Source organism: Pseudomonas sp. B21-028 (genome assembly GCF_024749045.1).
Lineage (GTDB): Bacteria > Pseudomonadota > Gammaproteobacteria > Pseudomonadales > Pseudomonadaceae > Aquipseudomonas.
This window is the reverse complement of the sequence record NZ_CP087184.1, coordinates 6,140,743-6,152,603: the sequence shown is the minus strand read 5'-3', so window position 1 is coordinate 6,152,603 and position 11,861 is coordinate 6,140,743. Positions and strand designations below refer to the sequence as shown.

13 protein-coding genes are annotated in these 11,861 nt (G+C 59.0%); 11 read left to right on the top strand and 2 right to left on the bottom strand.

Features of this window, described 5'->3' with window-relative positions:
- Nucleotides 1-67: 67 nt before the first annotated feature.
- Together argA and LOY35_RS26830 are read left to right on the top strand one after the other, a co-directional pair.
- Complete coding sequence (argA, locus tag LOY35_RS26835; protein ID WP_258629069.1) at nucleotides 68-1,366, top strand: amino-acid N-acetyltransferase; 1,299 nt, start codon at nucleotides 68-70, stop codon at nucleotides 1,364-1,366.
- Nucleotides 1,367-1,853: 487 nt separating this feature from the next.
- Nucleotides 1,854-3,173 carry an OprD family porin gene (locus LOY35_RS26830; protein WP_258629067.1) on the top strand — a complete coding sequence of 440 codons (1,320 nt, stop codon included), beginning with the start codon at nucleotides 1,854-1,856 and terminating at the stop codon, nucleotides 3,171-3,173.
- A gap of 63 nt (nucleotides 3,174-3,236) precedes the next feature.
- Here the strand turns inward: LOY35_RS26830 and hepT are convergent, their stop codons facing one another.
- A complete protein-coding gene (hepT, locus tag LOY35_RS26825) occupies nucleotides 3,237-3,665 on the bottom strand; it encodes a type VII toxin-antitoxin system HepT family RNase toxin (RefSeq protein ID WP_258629065.1) in 429 nt (142 codons plus the stop codon).
- Complete coding sequence (mntA, locus tag LOY35_RS26820; protein WP_258629063.1) at nucleotides 3,655-4,050, bottom strand: type VII toxin-antitoxin system MntA family adenylyltransferase antitoxin; 396 nt, start codon at nucleotides 4,048-4,050, stop codon at nucleotides 3,655-3,657. Before mntA ends, hepT begins: the two co-directional genes overlap by 11 nt.
- A gap of 334 nt (nucleotides 4,051-4,384) precedes the next feature.
- Between mntA and LOY35_RS26815 the strand changes: the two genes are divergently transcribed.
- The 9 genes from LOY35_RS26815 (at nucleotide 4,385) to LOY35_RS26775 (ending at nucleotide 11,861) form a co-directional block, all read left to right on the top strand.
- Entirely contained in the window at nucleotides 4,385-5,023 is a 639-nt protein-coding gene (locus LOY35_RS26815) for a peroxiredoxin (protein WP_047702500.1), read from the top strand.
- Nucleotides 5,024-5,322: 299 nt separating this feature from the next.
- On the top strand, nucleotides 5,323-5,916 hold the full coding sequence (gene ssuE / locus LOY35_RS26810) for an NADPH-dependent FMN reductase (protein ID WP_258629060.1): 594 nt from the start codon (nucleotides 5,323-5,325) through the stop codon (nucleotides 5,914-5,916).
- A gap of 85 nt (nucleotides 5,917-6,001) precedes the next feature.
- Nucleotides 6,002-6,967, top strand: coding sequence for a sulfonate ABC transporter substrate-binding protein (locus LOY35_RS26805; RefSeq protein ID WP_258629058.1), 966 nt, complete (start codon nucleotides 6,002-6,004; stop codon nucleotides 6,965-6,967).
- 23 nt (nucleotides 6,968-6,990) lie between these two features.
- Entirely contained in the window at nucleotides 6,991-8,139 is a 1,149-nt protein-coding gene (ssuD, locus tag LOY35_RS26800; RefSeq protein ID WP_258629056.1) for an FMNH2-dependent alkanesulfonate monooxygenase, read from the top strand.
- Nucleotides 8,140-8,146: 7 nt separating this feature from the next.
- Complete coding sequence (gene ssuC, locus LOY35_RS26795; RefSeq protein ID WP_258629054.1) at nucleotides 8,147-8,929, top strand: aliphatic sulfonate ABC transporter permease SsuC; 783 nt, start codon at nucleotides 8,147-8,149, stop codon at nucleotides 8,927-8,929.
- Nucleotides 8,926-9,732 carry an aliphatic sulfonates ABC transporter ATP-binding protein gene (gene ssuB / locus LOY35_RS26790; RefSeq protein ID WP_258629053.1) on the top strand — a complete coding sequence of 269 codons (807 nt, stop codon included), beginning with the start codon at nucleotides 8,926-8,928 and terminating at the stop codon, nucleotides 9,730-9,732. The genes ssuC and ssuB overlap by 4 nt, the downstream gene beginning before the upstream one ends.
- A 104-nt stretch (nucleotides 9,733-9,836) precedes the next feature.
- Nucleotides 9,837-10,052 (top strand): molybdopterin-binding protein, encoded by a 216-nt coding sequence (locus tag LOY35_RS26785; protein WP_024780485.1) that lies wholly within the window; start codon nucleotides 9,837-9,839, stop codon nucleotides 10,050-10,052.
- Nucleotides 10,053-10,329: 277 nt separating this feature from the next.
- Entirely contained in the window at nucleotides 10,330-10,647 is a 318-nt protein-coding gene (locus LOY35_RS26780; RefSeq protein WP_258629050.1) for a transcriptional regulator, read from the top strand.
- Nucleotides 10,647-11,861, top strand: a complete 1,215-nt coding sequence (locus LOY35_RS26775) for a type II toxin-antitoxin system HipA family toxin (protein WP_258629047.1) — start codon at nucleotides 10,647-10,649, stop codon at nucleotides 11,859-11,861. Before LOY35_RS26780 ends, LOY35_RS26775 begins: the two co-directional genes overlap by 1 nt.

The window sequence follows — 11,861 nt, the reverse complement described above, 5'->3', positions numbered from 1 at the left end:
AACCATCAGCCTGCTGTGCGTTCCGTTTCGTCTTTTTTCGGCTGTTATTTATTACAGGTCCAGGTTCATGCCCGAATACGTCAATTGGCTTCGTCACGCTTCACCCTATATCAATGCCCACCGCGACTGCACCTTCATCGTCATGCTGCCTGGAGACGGGGTGGAGCACCCCAATTTCGGCAACATCGTCCATGACCTGGTACTGCTGCACAGTCTCGGTGTGCGGCTGGTGCTGGTTCATGGGTCGCGCCCGCAGATCGAAACCCGTCTCGCCGCGCGGGGGCTGACCCCGCATTATCACCACGGCATGCGCATCACCGATGCCGCGACCCTGGAATGCGTGATCGATGCGGTTGGCCAGTTGCGCATTGCCATCGAGGCTCGCCTGTCGATGGACATGGCTTCCTCGCCGATGCAGGGCTCGCGGTTGCGGGTCGCCAGCGGCAACCTGGTCACCGCAAGGCCCATCGGCGTGCTGGAGGGCGTGGACTATCACCACACCGGCGAAGTGCGCCGGGTCGACCGCAAGGGTATCAATCGCCTGCTGGACGAGCGCTCCATTGTCCTCCTGTCGCCGTTGGGCTATTCGCCTACCGGCGAAATCTTCAACCTCGCCTGTGAGGATGTCGCCACCCGGGCCGCCATCGACCTGGCGGCGGACAAACTGCTGCTGTTCGGCGCCGAGCAGGGGTTGATAGGCGAAGATGGACGCCTGGTGCGCGAGTTGCGCCCGCAGCAGGTCCCGTCCCATATGCAGCGCCTGGGCAGCGACTATCAGGCCGAACTGTTGGATGCCGCAGCCCAGGCCTGTCGTGGCGGCGTGGCTCGTAGCCACATTGTCAGCTATGCCGAGGACGGTGCGCTGCTGGCCGAGCTGTTCACCCGTGATGGCAGCGGTACGTTGGTCGCCCAGGAGCAATTCGAAGTGGTACGCGAAGCGGCCATCGAAGACGTCGGCGGCTTGCTGGACCTGATCAGTCCGCTGGAAGAGCAGGGCATCCTGGTGCGTCGCTCCCGCGAAGTGCTGGAGCGGGAAATCGAGCAGTTCAGCGTGGTCGAGCGCGAGGGCATGATCATCGCTTGCGCGGCGCTCTACCAGATCGCCGATTCGGACGCCGGAGAGCTGGCCTGCCTGGCGGTGAATCCTGAGTACCGCCACGGTGGCCGAGGCGACGAACTGCTGGAGCGGATCGAGAGCCGTGCTCGCGCAAAAGGGCTCAAGACCTTGTTCGTGCTCACCACCCGTACCGCCCACTGGTTCCGTGAACGCGGCTTTGAGCCCAGCAGCGTTGAACGTCTGCCGGCGGCACGGGCGTCGTTGTACAACTATCAACGCAACTCGAAGATCTTCGAGAAAGCCCTGTAGGGTCCTCCTCTCCATGCGCCCCATTTTCGTGCAATGGGTTGCACTCTTTTTGATTTCAGACAATGAAGTGTCTGTCTCAAAACCTTCACGATTGTGATCTATGCTGCGCCGGACGCATTGAGATAGAGACATCGAGGCTTGCACGGCGAGCCTCGATGTCCAACCTTTTTGCCCTGAAAAAGTGCATGGAAAATAGCCATTCAAGTATTCGCAGGCTGGCCGATATGCCGGGTCTGCCATGAAGAAGCGTTGACGGCATCCATATCTCTAAATTGACTGAAAACTTATGAAACAATTCTTTTTGGATTTATAAATTTTCCCTTATTCTCCCGGCCGGTGTTTCGGCGTTAGACCATCGTCGTAGACACAATTGGTTGCGATTGACTTGTCAGTCACTGTCTGGCGCTAATCGCGCATCCGCGGATTCCGGGCGTTCGATCCAGAACCACAGATACACAAAAGAATTAGAAAACGAGAGGAGCGAAGCATGAAAAAGTCCACCTTGGCCCTGGCTGTGGCCGTTGGGGTTCTGGCGCAGCAAGCAGGCGCCGCCGGTTTTATCGAAGACAGCAAGGCGTCGGTCAGTTCTCGCACGCTGTACTTCAATAACGATAACCGTGATGGCAATGAGGATCTGCGCGAAACAGGCACCGGCCTCAAGTTCGACTACAAGTCTGGCTTCACACAAGGTGTCGTGGGTTTCGGTATCGATGCTCAGGCGCTGGTGGGTATTCGTCTCGATGGAGGCAGGGGCCGTAACGCCGGCTCTTATATGCCAAGCGATACCGATGGTGCTGCGGTGCATGACTGGAGCCGTTTGTCGGGCAACGTCAAGGCGCTGTTCTCCAAGACCGAGGCTCACGTAGGTGGTGCATTGGCACCGAACCTGCCGATCCTGGTGTCCAACGACAGCCGTCTGCTGCCGCAGACCTTTGAAGGTGGCACCATCACCTCCAAGGAAATCGACAACGTGACTTTCAACGCCGGTCAGCTGGAACATGCCACTGGCCGGGCGTCGAGCAACAGCACCGGTCTGGCGATCGCAGGTGGTACCGAGGACAGCAACCAGTTCCGCTTTGCCGGTGCCGATTGGAAGGTCACCAAAGACCTGACGCTGCAGTACTACTACGCCAACCTGCAGGATTACTACAAGCAGCACTTCCTGGGCGCGGTACACGTTTTCCCGATCAGCGAAGGCCAATCGTTCAAGACCGACCTGCGCTACTTCGACAGCAGCTCGGATGGCCGTAACGGCGACGCGACTCACTTCTTCACCAACAACGGCGGGTATGCCAAGAAGCCTGGCGAGGTCGATAACAAGACCTGGAGTGCCATGTTCACCTACACCCTGGGTGGCAGTGCTTTCCTGTTGGGTCACCAGCAAGTCGGTGATGACGGTGGCTTCGTCTACCTGAACCAGGGCAATGTGGTTAATAGCAACGGTCGTCCCGAAGGTGCCGGTGGCGCGAGCTTCTACCTGTTCACCGACAGCATGATCAACGGGTTTGTCCGTGCCGGTGAAAACACCACCTTCGGTCAATACTCCTACGACTTCGCTTCCTTGGGCGTTCCAGGCCTGAAAGCCTCGGTTGCCTACCTGCGTGGTGACGATGTCAAATCGTCTACTGCTGGTGGTAGCGATTACTCCGAGTGGGAACGCGACATGCGTGTGGATTACGTGATCCAGCAAGGCGCATTGAAAGGCTTCGGTACTACCCTGCGTCAGGGTACCTACCGCAGCAGCGGCGCTGGCGACAGCCAGGATCAGACCCGTCTGATCTTCAACTACACTTACAACTTCATGTAAGACGTAGAGCCGTAAAAAAGCCCCGTCCGGCACATGCCGGGCGGGGCTTTTGCGTTTTTTGGTTCAGGTGGCGGACCTTGTCGAATCCTTACGTAGGATGAATGCGCTGAATTCCAGAAAATCATCCAGGTGCCGGGTAATGATGGCGACCATGATCGGCAGTTGCAGGGCTTGATAATCATGCACGGCGATATTTCTGAAACCCACCATGTTTTTCAGATTCTTCACCAGGCCTTCCGCCACCCAGCCACCTTGAAAAAGTAGCTCGAACACGTCCCGAGCGCTTTGTGGCACTCCCAGGCGCTCCCGGCGAATCAAATGCTGACCCATATCCAGCGCCGCTTCACATGCACGCTGAATATTCAGGACGGCCGAATCCTGACGGGTGAAATCAGTGGCGAAGGTGGAGGGATCTTTCTCGTACTCTTCTCGTACCCTGGCGACGCAACGCTCGATGCTTGCCGCTTTGTTGATCAATACATCATCGACCATACACGGTGCCTTCTTCGTGAATATCCTTGAGTAGACCCGCCCGGGCTGTGTCGAAAGCGGTTTTTTCACTGAGAATGAAACTCTCGAACAACCCCGCCTGTACGTCTTTGGCCCACAAGCGCTGACCTCCGGTCACGATCTGGTATTGCATCACAGTGGTTGCCGCGCGCAGATCGATCAGATCGACCGGGCTCCCGGCGATATCCGCCAGGTCTCCCGAAAGCTGCCATAAAAACACCGGGTCGACATGACCGGGTACGAGCACAGCGATATCGACATCGCTATGAGGTCCGGCGGTTCCCTGTGCGTGGCTGCCGAACAGGTACACGGCCAATAAATCGGGCAGATGGTTTTGCAGATACGTCAGCAAGGCTTGATTGTTCATGCTGCCTATCCTAGCCGTTCGTCCTGAAATCGCGGCAATAATTTCCGTAATGTGAATACAAAACAAAAAAAGCCCCGCCCGATAACGCCGGGCGGGGCTTTTACGTTTCGAGTCAAGCCCACCCCTGTAGCCTTCCCCGAAGCGTCTCCTCTTTACAGCAACTCGAGGCCTTCTCGAAACCTCGTCGGGGATGTTGAGCCCATAGGTACATCAGGGCCAGTGAACAGTTTTTTATATTCACAAAAAATCTAGAGAGATCAATATTCATTCTTTTTAAAACCGCCGGAACCGAGGCACAGTCAGGCTCCACAAGATCTCATCCAGGAGCCACACCATGAGCCTTAGACTGGGCGACATCGCCCCCGACTTCGAACAGGAATCCAGCGCCGGCAAAATCCGCTTCCACGAGTGGCTTGGCAACAGCTGGGGTGTGTTGTTTTCTCACCCGGCGGACTTTACGCCGGTCTGCACCACTGAGCTGGGCCTCACCGCCAAGCTCAAGGATGAATTCGCCAAGCGCGGCGTCAAAGCCATTGCCCTCTCGGTCGACCCGGTGGATTCGCACCACAAATGGATCGAGGACATCAACGAAACCCAGAATACCGTCGTCAATTTCCCGATCCTGGCTGACGCCGACCGCAAGGTGTCGGACCTGTACGACCTGATCCACCCTAATGCCAGCGATACCTTGACCGTGCGTTCATTGTTTGTGATCGATCCGAACAAAAAAATTCGCCTGACCATTACCTACCCGGCCAGCACCGGGCGCAATTTCAACGAAATCCTGCGGGTGATCGATTCCTTGCAGCTGACCGACAACCACAAGGTCGCCACGCCGGCCAACTGGCAGGACGGTGATGAAGTGGTGATCGTGCCGTCGCTCAAGGATGAAGAAGAGCTCAAACAGCGCTTCCCCAGAGGATATCGCGCCGTGAAGCCGTACCTGCGCCTGACGCCGCAGCCTAATCGCTGACGCAAAACTTTTGTGGGAGCGAGCCTGCTCGCGACAGCGGTGATCAGTAAATCTTCATGCTGACTGACACGCCGCCATCGCGAGCAGGCTCGCTCCCACAGGTTCTCCATACACCCAAGGGTTCTGGCCGTTTCGACGGCCTTTTTTTGTGGCTTGGAAAAAGATCACCGTATATTTCCTAATTGAATAAATAAATGAATAAATATGATTTATGGATATATAAGCGCCCTGCTATGGTTTGACCCATCCAGCGAGATCGCCCACTGCGAATCGCACAGCGCGTTAAGGAAATGGCAGGCATGTTGGTCGTCTCACTCGGTGGCAGTCCCAGCCAGCGTTCCCGCTCCGGGGTACTGCTGGAACGCTCGCAGCGCTGGTTGCAACAGCACGGTGTGGAAGTGGTGGGCTATCGGGTGCGCGATTTTCCGGCCGAAGATCTGCTCCATGCCCGCTTCGACAGCCCGAAGGTCATCGACCTGCTCCAGCAGATCGAAAATGCCGATGGCCTGTTGATCGCGACACCTGTCTACAAGGCGTCTTTTTCCGGCGCGTTGAAGACCGTGCTGGATCTGCTGCCCGAGCGTGCCTTGAGCCATAAAGTGGTGTTGCCCATGGCCACTGGCGGCAGCATCGCCCACATGCTGGCAGTGGATTACGCGCTCAAGCCAGTGCTGTCGGCGCTCAAGGCCCAGGAAATGCTCCAGGGGATCTTTGCCGAAGACAGCCAGATCGCCTACGGCGAAAGCAGCGCCCAGGCGCAGTTGGCGCCGGCCCTGCAGCAACGGCTGGATGAGGCGCTGGAGCAGTTTTACAGCGCCATGGCCCGTCGCTCCAAGCCGTTGGAGCCAAGCATGTTGAACGAACGCCTGTTGAGTGCTCGCTGGAGCATCTGAACCCGATACCTGATTCAACTCACCTTACTCAGCCGCCAACGGCCCAGCAGGTGCAGCCAAACCCACAGCAAAAAGGAGAAGCGCCATGCGCTCTGTCATTTTGCGTCGCGGGCTGGTCGCTCTGTTTGCTGCGGCTGTGTCCTTCGGCGTCATTACCCAGGCTCAAGCCGAGACCTTGCGGATCGGTTATCAGAAATACGGCACCCTGGTCCTGCTCAAGGCCAAGGGCACGCTGGAAAAACGCCTCGCCGCCCAAGGCGTTGACGTGCAATGGACCGAGTTTCCGGGCGGCCCGCAGTTGCTTGAAGGCCTGAACGTCGGCTCCGTCGATTTTGGTGTCACGGGTGAAACCCCGCCGGTGTTCGCCCAGGCTGCCGGGGCCGATCTGCTCTACGTCGCTTATGAACCGCCGGCCCCCAACAGTGAGGCCATTCTGGTGCCCAAGGACTCGCCGATCCATTCGGTGCAGGACCTCAAGGGCAAGAAAGTCGCGTTGAACAAAGGCTCCAATGTCCATTACCTGCTGGTGCGGGCGCTGGAGGATGCCGGCCTCGCATATGCCGATATCCAGACCGTGTTCCTGCCGCCGGCCGACGCCCGTGCCGCCTTCGAGCGGGGTAGTGTCGACGCTTGGGTGATCTGGGATCCGTACCAGGCTGCCGCCGAACAACAATTGCAGGCGCGCACCCTGCGCGACGGCAAAGGCATCGTCGACAACCATCAGTTCTACCTCGCCACCCGAACCTATGCGCAGAAAAATCCCCAGGTCATCAGCGCCCTGGTGGAGGAAGTGCGCGCGGTGGGGGAGTGGTCCAAGGCCAACCCCGAAGACGTGAGCCGACAGGTGTCGCCACTGCTCGGCCTGCCTGAGCCGATCACCCTGACGTCGATGAAGCGCCAGGGGTTCGGGGCCTTGTTCCTCACGCCGGAAGTGGTCGCGGCGCAGCAGAAGATTGCCGACACCTTCTACCAACTCAAGCTGATTCCCAAGCCCCTGAGCATCCGGGACGTGATCTGGACGCCGCCGACGGCCGTTGCGAACGCGCAGTAATCGGCCCCTATAGGAGAGCACTCATGAGCCTCAATATTTTCTGGTTCCTGCCTACTCACGGCGACGGCCATTACCTGGGCACCGTCGAAGGCGCCCGCGTCGTTGATCACGGCTACCTGCAACAGATTGCCCAGGCGGCGGATCGACTGGGTTTCGGCGGCGTGTTGATTCCCACCGGACGCTCCTGCGAGGATTCCTGGCTGGTGGCCGCGTCGTTGATTCCAGTGACTCAACGCCTGAAATTCCTCGTTGCCCTGCGCCCCGGGATCATCTCCCCGACGGTAGCGGCGCGTCAGGCGGCGACCCTGGACCGGTTGTCCGGTGGCCGGGCGCTGTTCAACCTGGTGACCGGTGGTGATCCGGAAGAGCTGGCCGGTGATGGCCTGTTCCTGGATCACGAGGCGCGTTATCAGGCTTCGGTGGAATTCACCCGCATCTGGCGCCGTGTGCTGGAAGGCGAAACCGTGGACTACGACGGCGAACACATCAGCGTGAAGGGTGCCAAGCTGCTCTACCCGCCCATCCAGCAACCGCGTCCGCCGCTGTATTTCGGCGGTTCGTCGGAGGCGGCCCAGGACCTCGCTGCCGAGCAGGTGGAAATGGTGCTGACCTGGGGCGAGCCGCCTGCCGCCGTGGCAGAAAAAATCCAACAGGTGCGTGTCAAAGCCGCGAAACTCGGCCGTACCGTGCGCTTCGGCATACGCCTGCATGTGATCGTGCGCGAAACCAACGCCGAAGCCTGGCAAGCCGCCAACCGGCTGATCTCCCATCTGGACGACGACACCATTGCCCGCGCCCAGGCTTCCCTGGCGCGTTTCGATTCGGTGGGCCAACAGCGCATGGCCGCGCTGCATGGGGGGCGGCGTGACAAGCTGGAAGTCAGCCCCAACCTCTGGGCCGGTGTCGGACTGGTGCGTGGCGGTGCCGGTACGGCGCTGGTGGGCGACGGCCTGACGGTGGCGGCGCGGGTCAAGGAGTACGCCGACCTGGGGATCGACACCTTTATTTTCTCCGGTTATCCACACCTCGAAGAGTCGTACCGCGTGGCGGAGCTGTTGTTTCCGCATCTGGACGTAGAGCGTCCGGAGCTGCCGAAGGGCCAGGGCTATGTCAGTCCGTTCGGGGAAATGGTCGCCAGTGACATTCTCCCTAAAGCCGCATCCCAGAGCTGAGGCGGCCATGAAGAAACTTATCCACAACCTGACGCCCTGGGCTCTGCCGCTACTGTTGCTGGCGGTGTGGCAACTGGCGGTTTCAGCGGGCTGGTTGTCCACGCGGATCCTGCCCGCCCCGGTGGCAGTGGTCGAGGCCGGAGTCAACCTGGTGCGCAGCGGTGAAATCTGGACCCACCTGGCGATCAGCGGTTGGCGGGCGACGGCCGGTTTCCTGCTCGGTGGGAGTATCGGGCTGGTGCTGGGCTTCATCACCGGCTTGTCGAGATGGGGCGAACGCCTGCTGGACAGTTCGGTGCAGATGGTGCGAAACGTGCCGCACCTGGCGTTGATTCCGCTGGTGATCCTGTGGTTCGGCATCGACGAGTCGGCGAAGATTTTCCTGGTGGCGCTTGGCACGCTGTTTCCGATCTACCTCAACACTTACCACGGCATCCGCAATGTCGATCCGGCGCTGGTGGAAATGTCTCGCAGCTACGGTTTGTCCGGCTTCAGCCTGTTTCGCCAAGTGATCCTGCCGGGCGCGTTGCCTTCGATCCTGGTGGGGGTACGGTTTGCGCTGGGTTTCATGTGGTTGACGCTCATCGTTGCGGAAACCATCTCCGCCAGCTCCGGCATCGGCTACCTGGCGATGAATGCCCGGGAATTCCTGCAGACCGACGTGGTGGTGCTGGCGATTCTGTTGTACGCCGTGCTCGGCAAGCTGGCCGACCTGGCGGCTCGTGGACTTGAGCGGGTCTGGCTGCGCTGGCATCCGGCGTATCAGGTGAGCAAGGGGAACGCCCCATGACCGCCCAACAACCCCCACGCCTGTTGCGAGGCATTCCACTGGCGGTGCGCCAACTGCAGAAAACCTTCGGTTCGCGCCAGGTGCTGCGAGACATCGACCTGCATATCCCGGCCGGACAATTCGTAGCGGTGGTCGGTCGCAGCGGCTGCGGCAAAAGCACCCTGCTGCGCTTGTTGGCCGGCCTCGATCAACCTTCGGATGGTCAACTGCTGGCAGGCTCGGCGCCGTTGAGCGCCGCGCAACAGGACACCCGCTTGATGTTCCAGGAGGCGCGCCTGCTGCCCTGGAAGAAAATCATCGACAACGTCGGCCTGGGGCTCAAAGGCAACTGGCGAGCCCAGGCATTGCAGGCGCTGGATGCGGTAGGCCTGGCCGACCGTGCCGATGAATGGCCGGCGGCATTGTCCGGCGGCCAGAAGCAACGGGTGGCCCTGGCCCGCGCATTGATTCATCGGCCGCGCCTGTTGTTGCTCGACGAACCCCTGGGAGCGCTCGACGCCCTGACCCGCATCGAAATGCAGCAACTGATCGAACGCCTGTGGCAGCAACACGGCTTTACGGTGCTACTGGTCACCCACGACGTCAGCGAAGCGGTAGCCATCGCCGACCGGGTGATCCTGATCGAAGACGGCCGGATCGGCCTCGATCTGCTCATCGATCTGCCACGCCCGCGGATTCGCGGCTCTCATCGCCTGGCGACCCTGGAGACCGAAGTCCTCAACCGCGTGCTGTCCTTGCCCGGCCAACCGCCGCAACCCGAACCCGTTTCACCCTTGCCCACGCAACTGCGCTGGGCGCAATGAAGCAGCTTCAAGCGGCAAGCTACAAGCTGCAAGAAGAGGCGCGTGCTTTTACTTGCAGCTTGTAGCTCGCTACTTGCAGCTCATTTCGACCTAGGAGAAATAGCATGACCATCAAAGCCATCAACGTGCGTAACCAGTTCAAAGGCATCATCAAGGAAATCGTCGAAGGCGACGTACTCTCGGAAATCGATGTCCAGACCGCCTCCGGCATTGTCACCTCGGTCATCACCACCCGTTCGGTCAAGGAGCTGGAACTGGCGATCGGCAGCGAAGTGATCGCCTTCGTCAAATCCACGGAGGTGTCTATCGCCAAATTGTGAACGGTGTGCACCCGATGCCCCGAACGGCGTTGGCCTTTTGGGGCTCATCCCACGCTCTTTGTTTGGGAGTGCGCTGCGGACACATTTGGAACACGGAGCGTCTCTGGCTGCGCTACCACGTAGCGTAGATGGAATTATAAGGGGTCTTTAAATGCTCTTTATTGAAGATAAAGAGACTTATAAGGATGTTAATGCCTGACTTTTTCTAGCGTTTATTTTATTTAAGCGGTGCTATAGTTTGCTTTAGCATGTCTTAGCAGCCTCTGAGCGCCGTTTAATGAATGAGTTTTTCCCTATCGAATGTGCCGACAGCCTCCACGCCATTGGGGTATTGGTAAAAAGCAGGCGCCTGCAAAGCCGACAGCGACAAAAAGATCTCGCCGCGTCATTGGCCGTTTCGGAAAGAACGGTGCGCAAGATCGAGGCCGGTGACCCGTCCGTGGAATTGCGATCATTCATGCTGGTTCTGTGGCAATTGGGATTGACCCAGGAAGTGTTTCAGAGTCGCCAGCAGATCGAAGCCTCATCCCTTGCGTCCGTTCAAGCACCACACAAAACCCGCGTGCGGCTGGCCGGTGCTAAGGGGGACTTCTGATGCCCAAGGCTTATATCTATGTGGAAGATCCCGAAACTGGAGAGGTTCATACACTGGGCCGGTTGAGCATCGAGAATGGTCAGGGGGAGTTTATTTACGACCCCGATTATGTTGCCGGCCATGTCTGGGTACCCGACCCGATCCGTTATCCACTTCGTGTCCAACCCTTCGTTGGCATTGCCACTAACCGTGGCGTACCGGGTTTCATCAACGATGCAATGCCTGATGGTTGGGGGGAGCGCGTTTTGCGGGACCTTCATCGAACGGATCTGAGCCCTGTCGGATATTTACTCAAGTCACCGAACAACGATCGCGCAGGCAATCTGATGGCTGGTGCAACTCCTCATCCGCCCCATGGTGTCGGCCAGGAAGCGTTGCCTTCCTTGAAAGGCCTCGCTGCGTTTATCGAAGCGGCCGACGCCATCTTCGATAACCAGCTGGATGATGAGGCGATCAGGACTCTCCTGCTACGTAAGCAACGCTCCTCTCTGGGGGGCGCAAGACCGAAGCGAACATTGCAGGATGAGGGCGTGTTCATTCTGGCCAAACCCCGGGATCGCTATGACATCTGTGATGTTCCGGCCATGGAGCATGCTTGTATGACGTTCGCGGCATCCAAGGGGCTGAATGTCGCGAAAACTGCGCTATATGCCGGCGCACCCTCAACGCTGCTGGTCAAACGATTCGACCGTTTTCCAATCGCTGAAGCCGGGCGCCGCATACCAATGCTCAGTGGGTTGACATTGCTGGATGCCGATTGGCAATCCAATGATCGCAGCGCCTGGGTTTATGCCGGGCTTGCGAATGAAATGAAGCGGCGGGGAGTACCGGATGACGACTTGCGTGAACTATTCAAGCGCATGTGTTTTAACGCGTTGGTTGGCAATGACGACGATCATCCGAAAAACCACGCAATCCTTTGGCTCAAGGGGCGATGGCGGTTGGCGCCGATGTACGACGTGGTGCCAGGACTCGATGGTTCTTCGCCGCCCTATCTTTCGATGGCAGTCGGTCGGAGTGGGCGAGTCGTCACCCGGGAAAACCTGCTCAGCCACTGTATGCACTTCGCCTTGACGCCCCAGCAGGCAGCCAGTGTCCTGGACGAAGTGATCGGGTGGGAAGATGAGCTTGGCGCCCATTACGGGCGCCACCTGGATGGCGCTGAGCTGGAGCTCGCTCTAGGCGCAATGGGTGCTGTACGTATGAAGGGCTGA

Bases quoted from the DNA above. Each gene is read 5' to 3' on its own strand.
- argA (WP_258629069.1), top strand. From the start codon at position 68: ATGCCCGAATACGTCAATTGGCTTCGTCACGCTTCACCCTATATCAAT.
- LOY35_RS26830 (WP_258629067.1), top strand. From the start codon at position 1,854: ATGAAAAAGTCCACCTTGGCCCTGGCTGTGGCCGTTGGGGTTCTGGCG.
- hepT (WP_258629065.1), bottom strand. From the start codon at position 3,665: ATGGTCGATGATGTATTGATCAACAAAGCGGCAAGCATCGAGCGTTGC.
- mntA (WP_258629063.1), bottom strand. From the start codon at position 4,050: ATGAACAATCAAGCCTTGCTGACGTATCTGCAAAACCATCTGCCCGAT.
- LOY35_RS26815 (WP_047702500.1), top strand. From the start codon at position 4,385: ATGAGCCTTAGACTGGGCGACATCGCCCCCGACTTCGAACAGGAATCC.
- ssuE (WP_258629060.1), top strand. From the start codon at position 5,323: ATGTTGGTCGTCTCACTCGGTGGCAGTCCCAGCCAGCGTTCCCGCTCC.
- LOY35_RS26805 (WP_258629058.1), top strand. From the start codon at position 6,002: ATGCGCTCTGTCATTTTGCGTCGCGGGCTGGTCGCTCTGTTTGCTGCG.
- ssuD (WP_258629056.1), top strand. From the start codon at position 6,991: ATGAGCCTCAATATTTTCTGGTTCCTGCCTACTCACGGCGACGGCCAT.
- ssuC (WP_258629054.1), top strand. From the start codon at position 8,147: ATGAAGAAACTTATCCACAACCTGACGCCCTGGGCTCTGCCGCTACTG.
- ssuB (WP_258629053.1), top strand. From the start codon at position 8,926: ATGACCGCCCAACAACCCCCACGCCTGTTGCGAGGCATTCCACTGGCG.
- LOY35_RS26785 (WP_024780485.1), top strand. From the start codon at position 9,837: ATGACCATCAAAGCCATCAACGTGCGTAACCAGTTCAAAGGCATCATC.
- LOY35_RS26780 (WP_258629050.1), top strand. From the start codon at position 10,330: ATGAATGAGTTTTTCCCTATCGAATGTGCCGACAGCCTCCACGCCATT.
- LOY35_RS26775 (WP_258629047.1), top strand. From the start codon at position 10,647: ATGCCCAAGGCTTATATCTATGTGGAAGATCCCGAAACTGGAGAGGTT.